A 20,460-nucleotide genomic window follows, 5' to 3' on the forward strand; every position below is an offset into this window, starting at 1 on the left:
ATGCTTTGTGAGCGATGCGGCGGGGATAATCCGGCGACAAATCGCTTCTGTCATGGTTGCGGCGCCGCTCTGCCGGTGGCCTGTCCCGCATGCAATCATCTGAGTCCGCCCGGCTCCGGCTTCTGCGGGGCCTGCGGCACGGCGCTGAGCGCCGCGGGCAGGCCAGTCCCGGCACCGGCGGGGCATTTCACGAGGCCAGTTCGGGGCGAGCTCAAGCAGGTGACGGTGCTGTTCGCCGATCTCGTCAGCTCGACCGAGATCGTTGCCGGCCTCACCGCCGAAGACGCCATGCAGCGCCTCAAGCCTGCGCTCGATGCCATGTGTGACGCCGTGGAGCGGTTCGAGGGCACGGTGGTGCGCACGCTCGGCGACGGCATCCTTGCCTTCTTCGGCGCGCCCCGCGCGCAGGAAGGTCACGCCCTGCTGGCATGCGAGGCCGCGCTGGCGATCCGGGACGCGTTTCGCGCGCGCGACGATGGCATGCTGGTGCGCGTCGGCCTGCATTCGGGCGAGATCGTCGCGGATGCTCCGATCGTCGACACCGTCACCGAGCACGGCGCTTACGGCCTCGCCATTCATCTCGCAAGCCGCCTGCCGGCCAAGGCGGAGCCGGGCGAGATCTGCCTGACCGACGAGACCTACCGTCTGGTGCGCTCGTTCTGCGACGTCGGCCCGCTCGGCCGTCATCGCCTGCGCGGCGTGCCGGAGCCGATCGAACTTTATCTTCTGAAGAACCTCAAGCCGGCGGTCGCCAGCCAGCAATTCCGCGGCGTCGCCTTGGCGACGTTCCGCGGGCGCGAGCGGGAGATGACCCTGTTGCAGCGGACCCTGGCGGCAGTGGAGACCGGCGGCTCGCGCGTCACCGGCATCGTCGGCCCGCCCGGCACCGGCAAGAGCCGGCTGTGCTACGAGTTCGCGGATTGGTGCCGCGCGCGTCTCATTCCGGTGTTCGAGGCCCGCGCACAGCCCTATGGCGCGGCAACGCCGCTGCAGCCGGTGCTGGAATTCCTGCGCTCGAGCTATTTCAACGTCTCTCCGGATGACGAGCCCGATCTGGCGGTGAAGCAGATCGCCACGCGCCTGGCCGAGCTCGGTTCGACCTTCGAGGCGGACCTCTGGCTGGTCTGCGATTTCCTCGGCATCAGGCATGGCCAGGGCCCGCCTTCCTGGCTCAGTCCGCGCGCCCGCAACGTCCGTCTGCTCGACATCATCCGGCACATGATCCGCCAGCGCGGCGCGTCGGCGTCGGTGATCATCATCGAGGATCTGCATTGGCTCGATCCGGCGAGCGAGGAATTCGTCGCAACGCTCGTCGACGCGGTGATCTCCACCAAGACGGTCCTGATCGTGAATTTCCGGCCGGCCTATTTCGCGCCCTGGATGAGCGGGCCGCTCTACCAGCAGATCGAGCTCGCCGAGCTGTCGCCGACGGATACGGACGATCTCGTCGACGAGCTGCTCGGGCCGGAGGACGAGCTTCTCGACGTGCGGCGGCGCGTTGCGGAGCGTAGCGGCGGCAATCCGTTCTTCGCCGAGGAGCTGATCCGCTCCCTGGTCGAGCATCTGGTCATCGTCGGCGAGCAGGGCGGCTACCGGCGCGGCATCTCCGGCGCCTCGGACGTGCTGCCGCCGACCGTGCAGGCCGTGATCGGCGCGCGGATCGACCGGCTGGCGCCCGGTGATCGCGACCTCCTGCACACGGCGGCGATCATCGGCAAGGAGTTTCAGCTCGCGGTCCTGCAGAGCGTCGCCAGCCTGCCCGCAGCCGAGCTCGAGGCGACGCTTGTCCGGCTCTGTTCCGGCGAGATGCTTCAGGCGCGCGGCGGCAAGGACGGGCAGGGCTATAGCTTCCGTCATCCCCTGATCCAGGAGATCGCCTATTCAACCCAGCTCCGCGCGCGGCGCAGCCTGCTGCACGCGCGGGTGGCGCGGGCGATCGAGCAATATTATCCGGAGCGGCTCGAAGAGTTCGCGGCGCTGCTGTCGCACCATTTCGAGCAGGCCGGCGAGGCCGATGCCGCCGCCGAATATGCCGCGCGCGCCGCCCGCTGGATCGGCTCGACCAACCCGGCGGAAGCGATCCGGCATTGGCACAAGGTGCGCGCGCTGAAGGCGGGACAGAAGCGCAGCCCGGCCGGCGATGCGCTCAGGATCGCCGCCAGCAGTCAGATCGCCTGGCTCGGCTGGCGCGAGGGCATGACGTCGGAGGATGCGAAGCCCTTCATCCAGGAAGCGTTGGAATGGGCGCATGACATCGACGATTCCATGATCCCGCTCCTGCTGTTCGTCGAAGGACGGATCGCGGGGGCGAGCGGCGGGCAGGCCGATGCCTATGTCGGCACGGTCAAGGAGGCGCTGGCGCTGACGGAATCGCGCCGGCTCAACAGCCGCGCTGCGACGCTCAATGCCTCGCTCAGCCAGGCCTATGGGTGGGCGGGGCTTTTGCGCGAAGCGCTCGCGGCGAGCGATGCGGCGCTCGCCGGCGCCCCCGGCATCTCCGATTTCGAGCACCAGTTTCTCGGCTACAATGTCGAGCATTGGATCCTCAGCCTGCGCGGCCGGATCCTGTGTCGGCTCGGACGTTTCGACGAGGCGCGGCTGTGCTTCGATCGCATCCTGTCCATCGATCCGACACGGATCGATCCGACGGTGCAGTTCATCGCCAATCTCGGATACGTCGATCTCGCCTGGTGCCTCGGCGATTCCGCGATGGCCTCGACCCATGCCTGGCGCGTGGTCGAACTCGCGGCGCGCCAAGCCACCCCCTATCTGCGCGCCTATTCGCTGGCCTGCCTCGGTACGGCGCAGGGCATCGCCCAGAACTATCAGGCGTCGATCCTGTCGTTGACGGAGGGCGTCGAGTTCGTGCGCGCAGCGCGCGTCGCCATGGAGATCGAGCCGGAAATGCTCGCGAGCATCGCCGACCATCAGCTCCGTTCCGGCGCCCATGCTGCGGCCGCCGAGAAAGCACGGGAAGCGATCGCGGTCGCCCAGGAGCGGCACGCCCGCCTGCCGGAATGCCGCGCCACCATCACGCTCGCGGCCGCGCTGGCGGCGAGCAACGAGGCGGATCACCTCGGTGAGGTGGAGCGCCTGGTCGACCGCGCCGAAGCCCTGATCAATCTGACGGGAACCGGCATCTACTGGCGGCTGCTGGAGGAGACGCGACGACGGCTGTCGGTCGGCGCATGAAGCGCGATGACGATTCCTCCTGATCTCATCGCGCTTCAGACTCTCCGTACGATGAGCGTGAACTCCATCAATCCGTAGCCTTCATGCACCTCGGCTGCGGCATTGAACCGGGTGGCGCAGTAGCGCGCCCACGACGCGGTGTCGGTGGTGTAGAGGCCGGGGCGGACGGCCGCTCCTGGCGGGCTCTTCATGAAATTGACGGCGAAGCCGCGCCTTGTGGTGCGATGGAGGTCGTCGAGGCTCGCTGCGATGAAGCGCTCCCAGTCGTGCCGCGGCTGCTGCTGCGCGACGTTGAAGATGCCACTGGCGACCGCATAGTCGGCCATCCGCGGGCTGGCATGACCGAGGACAAAGGCGGCGTTGCTGCGGTCCTGCCACAACCGCCGCGCCCGTCGAACCATCGCGTCCGAGAGGTCGATGCCGAGATAGTCGACGGTGCAGTCGTGATGCCGGCGGTCGAGAAAGGCGATCAGCGCGCCATAGCCGCAGCCGAGATCGTTCAGCGAGAAGGGCGACCCGAAGTCGCACAATTTCAGGAGCTGGACGAAGCGCATCTCCTGCGTGGCCTGGCAGGTCCAGTCGACCCCGGGCGGCGTCGCGCCGTAGCGCGCGACGGTCCCCGAATAATACGCGGCGATTCCGGCGTAGATCCGGCTCAGGTCTTCGTCGGGAGAGGCAAGCTCCCGAGCGACGGCGGCGGCGCGCATCGCTCTATTTCTTCTTTTTCTTGCCCTTGCCCTTGCCCTTACCCATGCCCTTGCCCGGGACGTTGGGCGCCATCGGCAGCGAGATCGTGAGGTATGTTCGCTCGATGTAGAAGACCGGATTGTCCTCACGAACGATCACGCGTAGCCCGTAATAGTCGCCGCTGGTCGCGCGGGCATCATGGGCCTGCATGAAGCAGGGGAGCGGCGACTTGCGGGCAAAGTTCTTGATCAGTGCATTCACGATGCGCTGGTCGCCTGTTTCGTCGTCCTGGTCCGACGGGACCTTGGCCAACCAGGCCAGCACGGTGAACCAGCGGTTCTTCGCGCGGCTGTTGTGCAGACCGCCCAGTCCGAGGAGCTTTGCGCTTTCGACGAACGGCCGCCCTTCCCGGAAGATTTCGAATTCGTCCTGCAGGGCCTTGATCTCGGACACGCCCCCGGCGGTGAGTTCGACATCTCTCTGCTCGGGGCCAAACCTCAAATTGAAAAGATCGAAAAGCGGACCGATATAAATATCGTCTTCGGCCATAAACGCGCCCATACCACTCTCCCTGACAATCAAAGTTGGGGTTATCGGATCGGGAAGCCTGCAATGGCGATATTGAACCTTGATCTCCGGAAAATTGCAAGGAAGCCGGGCGGCCGCCGCAAACGGGCCGCCAGCGGGCACGCAACGTGCGCCGGTCTGCCGTTCAGCTCGCCTGCTTCCTTGACGCCGCGAACACGCCGGCCAGCACCAGCGCGAAGCCAATGAAGTGAAAGGCTTGCGGGTGTTCGCCGAGGAAAGCCATCGCCATGATCGAGCCGAACACCGGCACGACATGAAAGAACGGCGCGGCGCGGTTGGCGCCGATCAGACGCACGCCGCGATTGAAGCAGAGATAGGCGAGCGTCGACGGGAATACCGCGACATAGAACAGCGTCAGCAGGTTCGGCCCGTCGAGCTTCATCACGGGGCGCGCGGACAATTCCCAGATCTCCAGCGGGATGAGACAGGCAGCGCCGGCGCCGAAGGTGAAGGCGAGGAACGACAGGCCGTGCATCGGCGGCCGCTTCAGGGTCAGCACCGAATAGAGCGCGAAGATGATCAGCGCGACGATGAAGATGAGATCGCCCTTGTTGAACGCGATGTTCGACAGCGTGGTGAAATCGCCATGCAGCAGGATCGTCAGCACGCCGCACATCGACAGCAGCACGCCGAACGCCTGCGCCGCGGTGAGGCGGACGCCGAGGATGGCCAGCGACCACAGCGCCACCACCAGCGGCGCGGCCGACTGGAGCAGCAGCGTGTTGAGCGCCTGGGTATGCTCGAGCGCCCAGTATTGCAGCGTGTTGAAGGCGCCGATGCCGGTGATCGACAGCACGATCATCAGGCCGAGCCTGCTGCGGATCGCGGGCCAGTCCTGGGCGAGATGTTTCCAGGCGAAGGGCAGCACCAGCAGGAAGGCGAAGGTCCAGCGCAGGAATGACAGCGTGACCGGCGGGATGTGGCCGGCGGCGAGCCGTCCGACGATGGCATTGCCGGCCCAGCACAGCGCAGTGATGCTGAGCAGCAGATAAGGCTGGTTCGCGATCCAGCTGGGGGCGGATGATTCGGTGCCCGTGGTCTGGCTGGTGGCGGACATTGTGATTGTTATGGCCCCGCGTGGACTGCGCCGAGGCCCCGGCCCGGCGAGGTCGGGCCGGCTGATGGCCCGGCCCTGCTCAAAGACACGGAAATCGAGGTGGCATCAACGGGGGGCGGACGCATCGCGACCATGCAATGGCAGATCAGCATCTCACGCTTTGGTCGAAGCCTTGCGGGCCGCCCAAAAGGTTTCTGGATTTTCCGGGGATATCAAAGGCTTAAATAGTCTCTAGAGCCCCGAAAAAGCCCCGTTCTTGCTTGCCTAGAGAGGCTGCTTCCTTTATCCGGTTGGGCTGTCTCGCATGCGAACGGCTCCGGCCGTCAGCTGGGCTTGCGCATCTAAAATCTTCGAAGGATTACCCGCGAATGGCCAATGTTGTCGTCGTCGGCGCCCAATGGGGCGACGAAGGAAAGGGCAAGATCGTCGACTGGTTGTCGGAGCAGGCGGACATCGTCGTCCGCTTCCAGGGCGGTCATAACGCCGGCCACACGCTGGTCATCAACGGCAAGACCTACAAGCTCGCGCTGCTGCCGTCCGGCGTGCTGCGCGAGCAGAAGCTGTCGGTGATCGGCAACGGCGTGGTGTTCGATCCCGCCGCCTTCCTCGACGAGGTCACCAAGCTCAGGGCCCAGGGCGTTGCGGTCTCTCCGGAGAATCTGCGCATCGCCGAGAACGTCACCCTGATCCTGCCGCTGCACCGCGAGCTCGACGCGCACCGCGAATCCGCGAGTGCTGCGACCGCGATCGGCACCACTCGCCGCGGCATCGGCCCGGCCTATGAGGACAAGGTCGGCCGCCGCGCCATCCGCCTGATGGACCTCGCCGATCTCGACACGCTCCCGCACAAGATCGACCGGCTCCTTGCTCACCACAACGCACTCCGCCGCGGCCTCGGCCTGCCGGAGTTCGACGGCAAGGTCATCCTGAAGGAACTGAGTGCGCTGGCGCCTGAGCTGCTGCCCTATGCCGAGACGGTGTGGCGGCTGCTCGACATCAAGCGGCGCGAAGGCAAGCGCATGCTGTTCGAGGGCGCGCAGGGCGCGCTGCTCGACGTCGACCACGGCACTTATCCTTACGTCACCTCGTCCAACACGGTGGCGGCGCAGGCCGCGACCGGCGCCGGCCTCGGGCCGGGCGCGGTCGGCTATGTGCTCGGCCTGTGCAAGGCCTATACGACCCGCGTCGGCCAGGGCCCGTTCCCGACCGAGCAGGACAACGAGACCGGCCGCAAGATCGGCGAGCGCGGCCGCGAGTTCGGCACCAACACCGGCCGTCCGCGCCGCTGCGGCTGGTTCGACGCCGTGCTGGTCCGCCAGGCGGTCCGGACCTGCGGCATCAACGGCCTGGCGCTGACCAAGCTGGACATCCTCGACGGCTTCGATTCGATCGAGGTCTGCACCGGCTACAAGCTCGACGGCAAGGAGATCGACCATTTCCCGGCCGGCGAGGGCGCCCAGGCCCGGGTCGAGCCGATCTACGAGACCATCGAGGGCTGGAAGGAGCCGACCGCCAATGCACGGTCGTGGGCCGACCTGCCGGCTCAGGCCATCAAATATGTCCGCCGGATCGAGGAACTGGTGGGGTGCCCGGTCGCTCTGCTTTCCACCAGCCCTGAACGCGAGGATACTATCCTGGTGCAAAATCCGTTTGAGGCTTAACGAAATCTTACCGGGACGGGCGTATAGTTGAGTTGAAATGGCTGATTACTATCCGCTGATCGCCCGCGCTATTGCCGCCCTGGACCCCAATGCTCCCGGCGAAAGCCGTCGCGCGCTCTATGAGCGGGCGCGCACGGCCCTGATTGCGCAGCTCCGCAGCGTGCAGCCGCCGCTCTCCGAATCCGAGATCACCCGCGAACGGTTGTCGCTGGAAGAGGCGGTTCGCAAGGTCGAATCGGAGGCCGCGCAGCGTGCCCGGGAGGCGTCGCGCCCCGGTGGTGGCCCCACCCGCAGCGGCGGCAGCGGTGACGCTTTCCGCCGGGCCAGCACCCGCGCCGCCGAGGGCAATCCGCCCCCGTCGCAGCCGACCGCTCCGCGCACCCGTCCGGCTCCGCCGCCGCCGCGTGCCGACCGCCCGTCCTTCAACGTCGACGACCAGGACGAGGCCCCGCGTCCGCCCCGCGCCCCGCGTTTCGACGCGCCGCGCCCGCCGGGTCCCTCGGCGCCGTCGCCGATGCCGGAGCCGCCGGCGCCTCCGCCGGCCGGGCGTGACCGCCAGGGCGCTCGCCGCGCGCCGGACGTCGGTCCGCCGCTGCCCGTGCCGCCAGCGCCGGGCGTGCGCGGTTTTCGTGACATCACCGCCGACGTGAACGATCTCGGCGGCGCCGCCGCGCAGGCCAACCGCGCCGCGCGCCGCACCTACGCCAATGTGCCCTCGCCCTCGCCGGAGTTCGACCGGCTGGAGCCGAGCCTGGAAAATCGCGCCGGCGAGCAGGACGCGCCCTATTCCTACGACGAGTCGATCGAGGAGGCCGAGCGCTACACGCCGCAGCCGCCATCGCCGCGTCCGCGCATCGCGCCCGAGCGCGAGGCCAAGAAGCGCGCCCGCACCGGCTCCATGTTCCCGTTCAAGAGCGCGATCGCCATCGGCATCGTGCTGATCCTGGTCGGCGCCGGCATCCTCTGGGGCAAACAGCTGGTCCAGACCGCGACCAATCTGTTCAAGTCCTCGCCGACCCAGGTGGTGGAGGCGCCGAAGGATCCGGCCCAGCCGCAGAGCAAGCCCAAGATTCCGGATCGCGTCGGCCAGCCCTCGGCCAGCGATCAGCCGGTCGCGCCGGTGGCGCAGAAGGTCGTGCTCTATGACGAGGATCCGGCCGATCCGAAGGGCAAGCAATATGTCGGCTCGGTAGTGTGGCGGCTCGAGCCGATCAAGGCGTCGGGCAACCAGAAGGCCGACGTCGCCGTGCGCGCCGACATCGAGATCCCCGACCGCAAGTTCAAGATGACGATGTCGTTCCGCCGCAATACCGACTCGTCGCTGCCGGCGAGCCACACCGCGGAATTGACCTTCATCCTGCCGCCGGATTTCCCGGGCGGCAGCGTCTCCAACGTGCCGGGCATCCTGATGAAGTCGAACGAGCAGGCGCGCGGCACGCCGCTCGCGGGTCTCGCGGTCAAGGTCACCGACGGCTTCTTCCTGGTCGGCCTCTCCAATGTCGACGCCGACCGCGCGCGCAACGTCCAGCTCCTGAAGGAGCGCTCGTGGTTCGACGTGCCGCTGGTCTACGCCAACCAGCGTCGCGCCATCATCGCGATCGAGAAGGGCGCCCCCGGCGAGCGCGCCTTCAACGAAGCGTTCGCGCAGTGGGGCGACTAGGGCCGGCGCATCACCGATGTTCACCTCTCTCGACGAGAGAGGTGAACCGAACTCTCCGACGATTCAATCGAGATTGAGCCGGCCTATTGCGCGGCGGCTTCCCGCTTCCGTGCCGCGTGCTCGCGGTCCATCACGGCGCGGCAGCCGGGGCTGACCTGCGCCTTGTTCCGCACCATGCAGGCCCTGATCCTGGGGATGTCGGGAATCTCACTGGAGCACAGCCGCATCGCATCGCCCGTGCACATCTGCTGCGCTTCGGACGAGAAGGCGAGGCCGGGCGATGTCTGGAATGCGATGGCGGTTGCGGCGAAGGCCAACAGCGAAGTGGTGGTCTTAACGATGGTCTTGTAGCGTGTCATGACGAATGCGTCCCCGAGTTCCGTGGGTTGAACCACTTGGTTTTGGGGCGCCGCACGCGGCTTGATCTGCCGCATGTCACAGCCTTCACGCCGGGAACCTTAGTCCCGCATGTGGTCGCTCGATCTCTCGTGATGTTCGAATCGAAAAGTGCTGCGCCGCCCGATTCGAGTATGCGCGATTGTCACGCGGCTGCAATGGTCCGCTCGAATGAATTCGCAGTTGTTGCGCGTCCGTCACGCACAACGAGTCCGTCACGCACAAAGCGGCGCGAGATCAGATCAACCGATCGGACGATGCGCTCGCTTCGTCCGCGTCACTCGCGCCGAGCGCTGCGGCGTGTTCCTCGACGGCGGTAACGCCCTTCGCGGTGAGCTCGAACAGATCGCCGTCCTTCATCACATAGCCATCGGCGATCAGCTCGCCGATCTTGCCGTGCCGGTCGTCGGCAAACGCGACCGACTGGCTGATGTCCCGCAGGATCGAGAGCTGTTCGTCGCGCAACATGGCTTCACTCTCCGGTTCGCCGGGGATCGTTCCCCGGCCTCACATGCCGTGGCTCTGGAATACCTTGCTGCACGCCTTCGACAGCCTGGACCGGTTGGCTTGCAGGCATCCCTGCACCGCGCCGTCATTGCCGAGGTCCTTGCGGCAGAACCGCGAGGCGTCCCGCGAGCAGGCGTTCTGCTCCTGCGGCGTACCCATGTGGCCCTGCGCGAGAGCAGGCGTGATCGACATACCGCTCAGGGTTGTCAGGACGAGCGTTGCCATAAGGACGGATTTCCGGGACATCGACACAACTCCAATCTGACTGCGGGTATGAATTTCAGTCCTGTCTGAACTCGTCGCCTTGCCGCTTGTTCCCCCCGGCAGGGGCGCGCGCCCCGCTATTCAAGGTTCCCGCGCCGCTGCTATAACAGCGGCGAAGGATGAGGATACTTGATGAAACGCTATCTGGTGTTTGCGCTGGTCGGTCCGTTCGTCGGCGGGTTCCTGCTGCTGCTGACGACGACTTATCAGTCCGGCTACTGGGCCCAGACCAGTCTGGGCGAGGTCGGAAAGCTGTTCGCCGTGTTCTTCAAATCGCTGCAATACAGCTATTTGTTCGGCTTCCTGCCCTCGCTGATGATCGGTGCGGTCGACGACATCCTGATCCACGTCCGACGGATCGGTCCGGTGCTGCGGATGCTCCTGGTCGGCCTGTTCGCCTTCGTGCTGGCGTCGCTGACCTACAGCTCGCGCGGGCCGGATTCGGGCGCGGTGCAGTTCATCCTGTACGGCCTCGTCGGATTCGTGCCGGCCGTGATTTCATCCTGGCTCGTGCATAGATATGTCGAGGAGCCGCTGCCGGCTGCGTCGCCGACCTGAACGCGCGACGTTCGGGCGCGGTGCAGCAACCTCCGCGCCGCTGGTGCGTTCTCTCAAGGCCATGACCATGTCCGACGACGACATTCTTGCTCCGCGCAGACCCTCCTCCGGGGCCGGCTCGCGCGCGAGTTCTTCGCGCGCCCAAGCACGCGGGCCGATCATCGACCAGGACGGCCGCGAGATCCGTCCCGAAACCCTGGAGCAGGGGTTTCAGGAATTTCGCTTCGAATTCGGCAAGGACAATCCGTTCGCCGGTAATCCGTTCGGCAATCTGACGCGCGAGCAGCGCATCGCGCGGATCGAGGCCATCGCAAAGCTGCTCGACGTCGCCTTCATCCTGCCCGGCACGAATATCCGCTACGGCATCGACGGGCTGATCGGGCTGATCCCGGTCGTCGGCGACATCATCACCACCGCGATCTCGCTGTGGCTGGTGCGCGAGGCCCGCGCGCTCGGCGCGCCCTGGTACATCACCGCGCGCATGCTCGGCAATGTCGCGGTCGACGGTGTGGTCGGCATCGTGCCGTTCGCGGGCGATGCCTTCGATGTCATGTTCCGCGCCAACATGCGCAACGTGCGCCTCTTGCGCCGCTGGCTCGACAAGCAGCCGCGGATATAGGAACGGAGTTCTTCCTTCGCCTCGCCCCGCTTGCGGGGAGAGGCCGACACGCGAAGCGTGGCGGGTGAGGGGGAGTCTCCGCGAATCCGACTGCTACCGTCCCTGCGGAGACTCCCCCTCACCCCGACCCTCTCCCCGCAAGCGGGGCGAGGGAGACGAAAGAGCCCGCCCAGAAACTCAAAAAGCGCGACGGCCGTTCGGCCATCGCGCTTTCAGCGCACATCGGGCTTTGCGAAAACTTACGCCGCGTCGGCGTCGGTGGTCGCTTCCACCGGCTTGGGGCGGCGGGGCAGCGGGAAGGCTTCGCTCTCATAGAGCGAACGGATGCCGTTCTGGTCGAAGCGAGCTTCCTCGACCTGGAGATAGGCGCCGTTCAGCGAATCCGTCGGCAACTGCTCCATCGCGAATTGCACGGCTTCGGCGGCGGTGCCGAACCGGCGATAGGTGAAGCCCGCGCGCTTCTTCTTGCGGATTGCGGCGGGGAAGAGCTCGGCGGAAGTGTTGAAGTTGAACGGACGCAGTGGACGCATGGTCAAAGACCTCGTGATCTCTCTGGGGCTTTAAGCGCGTGGGGTTTTGAAGGGCAGGGGGCCACAATCGGGTGGGCCCGCCGCACCGGTCATTTTCACTCACTAATATAGGCCGATTTGACAGAAATGCGACCCCTGCGATGAGAGATGATGAATCCGCGCATGGCAGCCCCGCAGGCGCAATAAACAAAGTAATTTCAATGGTTTATATGGTTTACAGCTTGCCAAGAAGCAGCAACACGACCAAGACCACCAGCACGAGACCGCCGATCCCCATGCCGGAATGGCCCATGCCGTAGCCGTAGCCCCCGATCCGGCCGGACATGCCGCCCACGAGATAGATGATCACCAGGATGATCAGGATGGTCCCGAGTGTCATGGCGTCCTCCCTGGCGGCCGCCGGACTGCGCTCATCGGCCGCACCGCCAGAGAAGAAAAGCACATCGCGCCGCCGGGTTCCATGACGGAACCGGCGGCACGCAATGTTATTTCGGCTCAAGCTTCAGCGCGGCCGAGTTGATGCAGTAGCGCAGGCCGGTCGGGCCGGGGCCGTCGGGGAAGACGTGGCCGAGATGGCCGCTGCATTTGGAGCAGAGCACCTCGGTGCGGATCATGCCGTGGCTGGCATCGTGCTCCTCGTCGATATGGCTCTCGACCGCAGGCTGGGTGAAGCTTGGCCAGCCGCAGCCGGAATCGAACTTGGCGTCGGACTCGAACAGCACATTGCCGCAGCCGGCGCAGACATAGGTGCCGGCGCGGTGGTCGTGCTCATATTCGCCGGAGAAGGGACGCTCGGTCGCCTTCTCGCGCAGCACCGCGTACTGCATCGGCGATAATTCGCGCCGCCACTGCTCTTCGCTCTTGATGACCTTGTCGTCGGTGGTTTTCGTCTTGGTGTCGGGCATGGGTCTCCCGTTTCTTCTGTGATCTCAGGATCAGTTGGTGGCCTTGCTGGCACTCACCAGCGTCGGCTTCTCAATGTAGTTATCCGCGAACAGCTTTTTCAGGTTCTCGACCTTCGGAAGATCGTTGTAGGCGATGTAGGGCTGGTTCGGGTGCAGCGTCAGATAGTCCTGGTGATAGGCCTCCGCCGGGTAGAACGCCTCCAGCGCGCCGACCTTGGTCACGATCGGCTTGCTGAAGACCTTGGCGGTGTTGAGCTGGGCGATATAGGCCTCCGCCACCTTCTTCTGCTCGTCGGAGGTGGTGAAGATTGCCGAGCGATATTGCGTGCCGGTGTCCGGGCCCTGGCGGTTGAGCTGGGTCGGGTCGTGCGCCACCGAGAAGTAGATCTGGAGGATCTTGCCGTAGGAGATCTTCTTCGGATCGTACTTGATCTCGACCGACTCGGCGTGGCCGGTCCGGCCGCTCGAGACGGTCTGGTAATCGGCCGTCGCCTTGGTGCCGCCGGCATAGCCGGAGACCGCGTTGACGACGCCAGCGGTGTGCTGGAAGACGCCCTGCACGCCCCAGAAGCAGCCGCCGGCGATGACGGCGGTCTGGATTCCGGACGCGGGCGCCGCATCCATGGCGGGCGCGGGGATCACGACCGCATCCTCCGCGGCCCTGGACGGCAGGGCAAAGGCCAGCGTCAGTGCGGTGGTGGCGGCGAGCAGCGAGGCGAGGGCGGAGCGGCGCATGGTGATCCTCTTTCGGAAGGTCTGACAGTGTAGGGCGGCCGGGGAGGCGCGAACAGCCCGTTTGGCCGCGTTTTCGGACAATGGAGATACGGGCGCAGGCTGCAATTGTTACGGGGGGACGGACACGAGTCTGTGAAAAAAAGCCTCAGACAGCGCCACTTGGCGAGGCCGGGAACTCCGGGCTAGATGACCCCGCGCGATCGACGATCCCCTTGAAATCTGGTGGCTGGAGCTGACCTGACAACATGCTGCGCGTCATTCCCCTGAGCTTCGCCATCCTGATCTCGAGTGCTGCGATTGCCACGGCCGAGCCGCCAGCCGGCGACGACCTCGCCACCTGTCGCGACCGCCAGGCGGAGGCACAGGCCCGCGCGACGGCCTGCGACAATCTGCTGAACGCCGACCGTCTCACCGGCAAGGACAAGGCGATCGCGCTCACCGTGCGCGGCAACACGCTGATCAACAAGCGCGACAACGTCCGTGCGATCGAGACCCTGTCCATGGCCATCGACCTCGATCCCGACAATGTCGTGGCGCTCAACCTGCGCGGCCTCGGCTATGAGCGCAGGGGCCAGGACGATCTCGCGATGGCCGACTACAATCTCGCGCTCCAGAAGCGCCCGACCTACGGCGTTCCCTACAACAACCGCGGCGTCATCCAGCTGCGCCGCGGGGCGCTGCAAAGCGCGCTCGACGATTTCAACCTGTCGATCAAATACACACCCAAATTCCTGCTCGGCTGGACCAACCGCGCCCGCGTGCGCACGCTGACGAAGGATTTCAACGGAGCGATCGCCGATTTCGCGGAGGCCGAGAAGATCGATCCGGCCGCGCCGCAGATTGCCGGCAATCGCTGCGTCACCTGGGGCCTGATGGGCAAGTTCGACCAGGCCTTTGCCGACTGCAACGGCCTGATCGAGAAGCAGCCGAGAAACGTGTTCGCGATCAACAATCGCGCCGGCGTCAGCATGCTGAAGGGCGACCTCGACGCCGCGCTGAAGGACTACAACACCGCCATCCAGATCAACCCGAACAGTGTGCGCGCCCATTCCGGCCGCGGCCAGATCTACGAGCGCAGGAAAGATCTTGCCCAGGCCCGTGCCGACTATCGCGCCGCGGCCTATTCGCTGACGAGGTTCGACGACCTCGACGTCGCGCGCGCGCGCGCCGTCGCGCAGGAGCGGCTCGCCGCACTGACGCCGCAGGCGCCGGCCGGGTCCACCGGACGCCGCGTCGCGCTGGTGATCGGCAACGGCGCCTACAACAACGTCCACGCATTGCCCAATCCGCCCCGCGACGCGAAATTGATCGCGGGCGTGCTGCGCGATGTCGGCTTCCAGACCGTGATATCCGTCAGCGACCTGACCCGCGACAAGTTCTTCGAAGCGCTGCAGAGGTTTGCGGCGGAAGCGGAGACGGCGGATTGGGCCGTGGTCTACTACGCCGGCCACGGTTTCGAGATCGGCGGCGTGAACTATCTCGTGCCCGTCGATGCCAAGCTCGCCGCCGACAGGGACGCCGAGACCCAGGCGGTCGCGCTGGAGCAGGTGATCGCAGCCGTGGGCGCTGCACGTAAAGTGCGCCTGGTCATGCTCGATGCCTGCCGCGACAATCCGTTCGCACCGACCATGCAGCGCACGCTGTCGCTCAAGCTGGTCGACAAGGGCTTTTCAAACATCGAGCCCGGCGCCGGCTTCATGGTGGTCTACGCCGCCAAGCACGGCGAGACCGCGATGGACGGCGACGGCGGTGCCGACAGCCCCTTCGCCACCGCGCTCGCCCGCGAGATCAAGGTGCCGAAGGTCGAGATCCGGAAACTGTTCGACATCATCCGCGACGACGTCTGGGCCGTGACCAAGCACGAGCAGCAGCCGTTTTCGTACGGCTCGCCGCCGGGGCGGGAGGATTTTTATTTTGTTGCGGGGAAGTGAGGCATTGGGTTGCGAAGCAACTCAATGCGTCATTCCGGGGCGATGCGAAGCATCGAACCCGGAATCTCGAGATTCCGGGTTCGGCTCTTCGAGCCGCCCCGGAATGACCGCTGGAATTCACACCACGATACTCAACCGCTTCGCCGCGCGCGTGATGCCGGTGTACAGCCACCGCGCCCGCGAATCCTGAAACGCAAAACTCTCGTCGAACAGCACGACGTCGTCCCATTGCGAGCCCTGCGATTTGTGCACGGTCAGCACGTAGCCGTAGTCGAACTCGTCATAGGGCTTGCGCTGCTCCCAGGCGATCTGCTCGACGCCGCCCTCGAAGCAATCGGCGCGCACGGAGACCTTGGTCACCTTGTGCCCGAAATCCTCGTCCGGCGACAGCCGCATGGAGAGGATGCGCGACTTCGAGCGCGAGGTGTTGCGTGATTTCACGCGCCACAGGCCGCCGTTGAACAGGCCCTTCTTGCGGTTGTTGCGCAGGCACACCAGCTTGTCGCCGGCGACCGGGAAGACGTCCTCGATGTTCTGGCGCTGGCGCACCCGCATGTTGTACGCGCGCCGCGTGTTGTTGCGGCCGACCAGGACCTGGTCGGCGCCCATGACGCGGTCGGGGTCGAGCTCCTTGCGCGACACCACTTCGCTCTCGCCGTAGCGGCCGATGTCGAGCTCGCGGCCTTCGCGAACGTCCATCGACATCCGCACGATCGGATCGTCCTGGGCCTGGCGGTGCACTTCGGTCAGCATCGCGTCGGGCTCGGTGTTGGTGAAGAAGCCGCCGCCCTGGATCGGCGGCAACTGGGCGGGATCCCCTAACACCAGCAGCGGACAGTCGAACGACATCAGGTCGCGCCCCAATTCAGCATCGACCATCGAGCATTCGTCGATCACGATCAGCTTGGCCTTGGAGGCCGGCGCGTCGTCCCACAGTTCAAAACTCGGCTGCTCCTCGCCGGATTCGCGGGCGCGGTAGATCAGCGAGTGGATGGTGGAGGCCTCGTCGCAACCCTTGTTGCGCATGACGAGCGCCGCCTTGCCGGTGAAGGCGGCGAATTTCACCTCGCCGTCGACGCCCTCGGCGATATGCCGCGCCAGCGTGGTCTTGCCGGTGCCGGCAAAGCCAAACAGCCGGAAGATCGGCGGCGTGCCGTTCCGGCCGGGTTTTGCCTTGAGCCAGTCGCCGACGGCCTTGAGCGCGGCGTCCTGATGCGGGGAGAAATTGGTCATATCTGTCTTGAGAAGGGGCGAAATCGACCGATTCGCCATCCCCCAAAACTAACCATTCGCCCCGCCGGTTCAAGCGCGGGGCAATTGCATTTAGAGCCTTGTTTCTGTGGCCATCCTTCGAGACGCCCGCCTTTGGCGGGCTCCTCAGGATGAGGGCGGAGTGCGCGGCGGCAGTCTTCTACAGCGAAAGATGCCGGTCAGCCTCATCCTGAGGAGACCGCGCAAGCGGTCGTCTCGAAGGACGAGGCGCTTGCTCAAGCCGCACCAAGCGCCCTGGCTTCAAGCCGCGCAGACCACCCTACTGCCACCCCGGAACGCCGCGCATGTCGGGCAGGTGGTGGGCGATGCCCTTGTGGCAGTCGATGCAGGTCTTTTCCTTGGTGAACAGGAAGCGCTGGTGCGCCACTGAGGCCCGCGGCGACTGCTTCGTGATGTCCATGGAATCGGCGCTGTGGCAGTTGCGGCACTCCAGCGAATCGTTGGCCTTGAAGCGCGCCCATTCATGCGCCGCCAGCTCGAGCCGGTGGTCCAGGAACTTTTCCCGGGTGTCGATCGTGCCAAAAATCTTGCCCCAGACTTCCTTGGAGGCCTGCATCTTGCGCGCGATCTTGTCGGTCCAGTTGTGCGGCACGTGGCAGTCCGGGCAGGTCGCGCGCACGCCGGAGCGATTGGTGAAGTGGATGGTCGACTTCAGCTCGGCGTAGACGTTGTCCTTCATCTCGTGGCAGCCGGTGCAGAACTTCTCGGTGTTGGTCAATTCCAGCGCGGTGTTGAAGCCGCCCCAGAAGATCACGCCGGCCGCAAAGCCCGCGAGCACCAGCACGCCGAGCCCGAACACCGAGCTCGGCCGGATCAGCACCTGCCAGAGCTCGAGCGCGAAGGCCCAGCTTCGCGCGATGAAGCCGCGCCTGGGTTCCAGCTTTTCTTTGGGCTCGTCAGCGGTCGTCGTCATCGCCGACCACCGGGGCTGGCGCGCGAGAGCAGCGTGTCGATGTCGGTGAAGTCGTTGCTCACCGGCGGCGTGGCGGTGTTCTGCGGCACGTGGCACTCGGTGCAGAAGAAGCGCCGCGGCGAGATCGAGGCCAGGAACTGGCCGTCGCGGTCCATGAAATGCGTGATCGAGACCATCGGCGCCTGCGATTCAGCGGTGCGCGCCCGCGCGTGGCAGGACAGGCACTTGTTGCCGTTGAGATCGATCTGGTAGCCGTCGATCGTATGCGGGATCACCGGCGGCTGCTCCGGATAGTTGCGCGACTCCCTTTCGGAGGTGTTGCGGTTCGGCAGCATCGGCGGCGCCGGGCCCTCGTCATTGAGCGGCGTCGAACCGCGCAGGCCTGACGTCACCGTCTGCGCGGTCAGCGAGCTCGCGCCGGCGGCGATCGCGACCGCGAGCAGGGCGATTGCAAATCGTTTCATCATGACAGGTTCACCCGCTCGATGCGCACGGCGCATTTCTTGTAGTCGGTCTGCAGCGAGATCGGATCGGTGGCGTCCAGCGTCACCTTGTTGATCAGCTTGGATTCGTCGAACCACGGCACGAAGACGAGGCCACGCGGCGGCCGGTCGCGGCCGCGCGTCTCGACGCGGGCGCGGATGAAGCCGCGCCGCGAGACCACCTTCACCTCGTCGCCGCGCCGGAGCTTTGCTTCCGACGCGTCGTCCGGATGCATGAAGCACACGGCCTCGGGGAACGCCTTGTAGAGCTCGGGCACGCGGCGCGTCATGGTGCCGGAATGCCAGTGCTCGAGCACGCGGCCGGTCGAGAGCCAGAGCGGATATTCGCCGTCGGGGGATTCCGCCGGCGGCTCGTAGGGCAGCGCGAAGATGCGCGCCCTGCCGTCCGGATAGCCGTAGAACTGCACGCCGGCGCCTTGCTTGACGTAGGGATCGCTGCCCTCGCGGAAACGCCATCTCGTTTCCTGGCCGTTGACGACAGGCCAGCGCAGGCCGCGCTCGCGGTGATAGCTCTCGAACGGCGCGAGGTCGTGGCCATGACCGCGGCCGAACGAGGCGTATTCCTCGAACAGGCCCTTCTGCACGTAGAAGCCGAACGCCTTGGATTCCTCGTTGGCGTAGCCTTCCTCGATCTCCGAGGTCGGAAACTTGTCGACCTGGCCGTTCTTGTAGAGCACGTCGAACAGCGTCTTGCCGCGAACCTCCGGTTTCTTGGCGATCAGCTCCTCCGGCCACACCTCCTCGATCTTGAAGCGTTTTGAAAATTCCATGAGCTGCCAGAGATCGGACTTCGACTCGCCGGGCGCGGAGACGAGCTGATGCCAGAACTGCGTGCGCCGCTCGGCATTGCCGTAAGCGCCTTCCTTCTCCACCCACATCGCGGTGGGCAGGATCAGATCGGCGGCCAGAGCCGTCACCGAGGGATAGGCGTCCGAGACCACGATGAAATTGTCGGGATTGCGGAAGCCCGGATAGGTCTCCTCGTTGGCGTTGGGGCCGGCTTGCAAGTTGTTGTTGACCTGCACCCAATAGGCGTTGATCAGGCCGTCCTTCAGCATCCGGCTTTGCAGCACGGCGTGTGCGCCGTTCTTGTCGGGAATGGTGCCTTCGGGCAGCTGCCAGATGTGCTCGGCGTGATCGCGATGCGCCTTGTTGGTGACGACCATGTCCGCGGGGAGGCGGTGCGAGAAGGTGCCGACCTCGCGCGCGGTGCCGCAGGCCGAGGGCTGGCCGGTCAGCGAGAACGGGCTGTTGCCGGGCGAGGAGATCTTTCCGGTCAGAAGGTGGATGTTGTAGACGAGGTTGTTGCACCAGACGCCGCGGGTGTGCTGGTTGAAACCCATCGTCCAGAACGAGACCACTTTCGTCTTGGGATTGGCATAGAGCTCGGCGAGCGCCTCGAGCCGATTGAGCGGTACGCCGGACATTTCGGCGGCCTTCTCCAACGTGTACTCCGAGACGAACTTGACGTACTCGTCGTAGCTCATGTCGGTGGAGTCGTTGGCCTTCGTCGCGCCCGTTGCCTTCTTCTGCAGCGGATGCTCGGGCCGCAGGCCATAACCGATGTCGGTCTGTCCGCGCCTGAAGATGGTATGGGCGGCGACGAAGTCCTTGTCGACGCGCCCGGTCTTGATGATGTGATTGGCGATGGCGTTGAGGATGTAGAGGTCGGTCTGCGGCTTGAACACCATGCCGATGTCGGCGAGGTCGAACGAGCGGTGCTCGAAGGTGGAGAGCACGGCGACGCGGACATGCGGCGCGGAGAGCCGGCGGTCGGCCAGGCGCGTCCACAGGATCGGGTGCATCTCCGCCATGTTGGAGCCCCACAGCACGAAGGCGTCGGTGGCCTCGATGTCGTCATAGCAGCCGGCCGGCTCGTCGATGCCGAAGGTGCGCATCATGCCGGCGACGGCGGAGGCCATGCAGTGGCGCGCATTGGGGTCGATGTTGTTGGTGCGGAAGCCGGCCTTGAACAGCTTTGACGCGGCATAGCCTTCCCAGATCGTCCACTGCCCGGAGCCGAACATGGCGACGCCGTTCGGCCCGCGCTTCTTGAAGGCTTCCTTCCACTTCACTTCCATGATGTCGAAGGCTTCGTTCCAGGACACCGGCGTGAACTCGCCGTTCTTGTCGTACTTGCCGCCCGTCTTGCGCAGCATCGGCTGGGTCAGGCGGTCATGGCCGTACATGATCTTGGACAGGAAGTAGCCCTTGACGCAGTTGAGGCCGCGATTGACCTCGGCCTTGATGTCGCCATGGGTGGCGACGACGCGGTTGTCCTTGGTCGCGACCATCACCGAGCAGCCGGTGCCGCAGAAGCGGCAGGCAGCCTTGTCCCATTTCAATTCGGATGTGTCGCGCTCGGTGACGAGATTGGCAGCGAGCGCCGGTGCCGGCATGCCCGCGGCAGCGGCCGCGATCGCGGCGGCCTCGAGCTTCAGCATCTGGCGGCGGTCGAGCTTTGGTGATGTCATGGTGGCTC

At 65.7% G+C, this 20,460-nt stretch carries 20 protein-coding genes; 6 read left to right on the forward strand and 14 right to left on the reverse strand.

What is annotated here, in order from left to right; all coding sequences use genetic code 11:
- Positions 1 to 3,192 (forward strand): AAA family ATPase, encoded by a 3,192-nt coding sequence (locus tag NLM25_RS07015; RefSeq protein ID WP_254136523.1) that lies wholly within the window; start codon positions 1 to 3, stop codon positions 3,190 to 3,192.
- Positions 3,193 to 3,227: 35 nt separating this feature from the next.
- Here NLM25_RS07015 and NLM25_RS07020 read toward each other — a convergent pair whose 3' ends face one another.
- The 3 genes from NLM25_RS07020 to NLM25_RS07030 all read right to left on the reverse strand — a co-directional run bounded on the left by NLM25_RS07020 (position 3,228) and on the right by NLM25_RS07030 (position 5,524).
- On the reverse strand, positions 3,228 to 3,899 hold the full coding sequence (locus NLM25_RS07020; protein ID WP_254116226.1) for a class I SAM-dependent methyltransferase: 672 nt from the start codon (positions 3,897 to 3,899) through the stop codon (positions 3,228 to 3,230).
- 4 nt (positions 3,900 to 3,903) lie between these two features.
- Positions 3,904 to 4,440 carry a hypothetical protein gene (locus NLM25_RS07025; RefSeq protein WP_254136524.1) on the reverse strand — a complete coding sequence of 179 codons (537 nt, stop codon included), beginning with the start codon at positions 4,438 to 4,440 and terminating at the stop codon, positions 3,904 to 3,906.
- Positions 4,441 to 4,591: 151 nt separating this feature from the next.
- A complete protein-coding gene (locus NLM25_RS07030; protein ID WP_254136525.1) occupies positions 4,592 to 5,524 on the reverse strand; it encodes a DMT family transporter in 933 nt (310 codons plus the stop codon).
- A 368-nt stretch (positions 5,525 to 5,892) separates the two neighbouring features.
- On the opposite strand from NLM25_RS07030, the gene NLM25_RS07035 reads away from it, so the two are divergent.
- Positions 5,893 to 7,185: an adenylosuccinate synthase gene (locus NLM25_RS07035; RefSeq protein ID WP_254136526.1), complete on the forward strand. Its 1,293-nt coding sequence runs from the start codon at positions 5,893 to 5,895 to the stop codon at positions 7,183 to 7,185.
- Positions 7,186 to 7,222: 37 nt separating this feature from the next.
- Positions 7,223 to 8,845: a hypothetical protein gene (locus NLM25_RS07040; RefSeq protein ID WP_254136527.1), complete on the forward strand. Its 1,623-nt coding sequence runs from the start codon at positions 7,223 to 7,225 to the stop codon at positions 8,843 to 8,845.
- Positions 8,846 to 8,928: 83 nt separating this feature from the next.
- On the opposite strand, the gene NLM25_RS07045 is transcribed toward NLM25_RS07040, so the two are convergent.
- The 3 genes from NLM25_RS07045 to NLM25_RS07055 all read right to left on the reverse strand — a co-directional run bounded on the left by NLM25_RS07045 (position 8,929) and on the right by NLM25_RS07055 (position 9,973).
- Positions 8,929 to 9,204 carry a hypothetical protein gene (locus NLM25_RS07045; protein WP_254136528.1) on the reverse strand — a complete coding sequence of 92 codons (276 nt, stop codon included), beginning with the start codon at positions 9,202 to 9,204 and terminating at the stop codon, positions 8,929 to 8,931.
- Between the two features lie 274 nt (positions 9,205 to 9,478).
- The gene (locus NLM25_RS07050; RefSeq protein ID WP_254116232.1) at positions 9,479 to 9,709 is read right to left on the reverse strand and encodes a hypothetical protein; all 231 of its coding nucleotides are present in this window, start codon (positions 9,707 to 9,709) and stop codon (positions 9,479 to 9,481) included.
- Positions 9,710 to 9,748: 39 nt separating this feature from the next.
- On the reverse strand, positions 9,749 to 9,973 hold the full coding sequence (locus tag NLM25_RS07055) for a hypothetical protein (RefSeq protein WP_375167810.1): 225 nt from the start codon (positions 9,971 to 9,973) through the stop codon (positions 9,749 to 9,751).
- A gap of 171 nt (positions 9,974 to 10,144) precedes the next feature.
- Between NLM25_RS07055 and NLM25_RS07060 the strand changes: the two genes are divergently transcribed.
- Both NLM25_RS07060 and NLM25_RS07065 read left to right on the forward strand, forming a co-directional pair.
- Entirely contained in the window at positions 10,145 to 10,570 is a 426-nt protein-coding gene (locus NLM25_RS07060; RefSeq protein ID WP_254116234.1) for a DUF5413 family protein, read from the forward strand.
- 61 nt (positions 10,571 to 10,631) lie between these two features.
- The gene (locus NLM25_RS07065) at positions 10,632 to 11,189 is read left to right on the forward strand and encodes a DUF4112 domain-containing protein (RefSeq protein WP_254141125.1); all 558 of its coding nucleotides are present in this window, start codon (positions 10,632 to 10,634) and stop codon (positions 11,187 to 11,189) included.
- 239 nt (positions 11,190 to 11,428) lie between these two features.
- Here the strand turns inward: NLM25_RS07065 and NLM25_RS07070 are convergent, their stop codons facing one another.
- The 4 genes from NLM25_RS07070 to msrA all read right to left on the reverse strand — a co-directional run bounded on the left by NLM25_RS07070 (position 11,429) and on the right by msrA (position 13,359).
- A complete protein-coding gene (locus tag NLM25_RS07070; protein WP_211382302.1) occupies positions 11,429 to 11,719 on the reverse strand; it encodes a hypothetical protein in 291 nt (96 codons plus the stop codon).
- 214 nt (positions 11,720 to 11,933) lie between these two features.
- Positions 11,934 to 12,098, reverse strand: coding sequence for a DUF3309 family protein (locus NLM25_RS07075; protein WP_254116235.1), 165 nt, complete (start codon positions 12,096 to 12,098; stop codon positions 11,934 to 11,936).
- 106 nt (positions 12,099 to 12,204) lie between these two features.
- Positions 12,205 to 12,624, reverse strand: coding sequence for a peptide-methionine (R)-S-oxide reductase MsrB (msrB, locus tag NLM25_RS07080; RefSeq protein WP_254136529.1), 420 nt, complete (start codon positions 12,622 to 12,624; stop codon positions 12,205 to 12,207).
- 30 nt (positions 12,625 to 12,654) lie between these two features.
- Positions 12,655 to 13,359 (reverse strand): peptide-methionine (S)-S-oxide reductase MsrA, encoded by a 705-nt coding sequence (gene msrA / locus NLM25_RS07085; RefSeq protein ID WP_254136530.1) that lies wholly within the window; start codon positions 13,357 to 13,359, stop codon positions 12,655 to 12,657.
- Between the two features lie 245 nt (positions 13,360 to 13,604).
- Here msrA and NLM25_RS07090 point away from each other — a divergent pair, with 245 nt between their 5' ends.
- Positions 13,605 to 15,290, forward strand: a complete 1,686-nt coding sequence (locus NLM25_RS07090; protein ID WP_254136531.1) for a caspase family protein — start codon at positions 13,605 to 13,607, stop codon at positions 15,288 to 15,290.
- Between the two features lie 117 nt (positions 15,291 to 15,407).
- Here the strand turns inward: NLM25_RS07090 and NLM25_RS07095 are convergent, their stop codons facing one another.
- The 4 genes from NLM25_RS07095 to napA form a co-directional block, all read right to left on the reverse strand.
- Complete coding sequence (locus NLM25_RS07095; protein ID WP_254116238.1) at positions 15,408 to 16,523, reverse strand: ATP-dependent RecD-like DNA helicase; 1,116 nt, start codon at positions 16,521 to 16,523, stop codon at positions 15,408 to 15,410.
- 298 nt (positions 16,524 to 16,821) lie between these two features.
- The gene (locus NLM25_RS07100; RefSeq protein ID WP_254136532.1) at positions 16,822 to 17,475 is read right to left on the reverse strand and encodes a NapC/NirT family cytochrome c; all 654 of its coding nucleotides are present in this window, start codon (positions 17,473 to 17,475) and stop codon (positions 16,822 to 16,824) included.
- Positions 17,472 to 17,942, reverse strand: coding sequence for a nitrate reductase cytochrome c-type subunit (locus NLM25_RS07105; protein ID WP_254136533.1), 471 nt, complete (start codon positions 17,940 to 17,942; stop codon positions 17,472 to 17,474). The genes NLM25_RS07100 and NLM25_RS07105 overlap by 4 nt, the downstream gene beginning before the upstream one ends.
- On the reverse strand, positions 17,939 to 20,452 hold the full coding sequence (gene napA / locus NLM25_RS07110) for a nitrate reductase catalytic subunit NapA (protein WP_254136534.1): 2,514 nt from the start codon (positions 20,450 to 20,452) through the stop codon (positions 17,939 to 17,941). Before napA ends, NLM25_RS07105 begins: the two co-directional genes overlap by 4 nt.
- Positions 20,453 to 20,460: the final 8 nt, after the last annotated feature.

Source organism: Bradyrhizobium sp. CCGB01, assembly GCF_024199795.1.
Classification (GTDB): Bacteria; Pseudomonadota; Alphaproteobacteria; order Rhizobiales; family Xanthobacteraceae; genus Bradyrhizobium.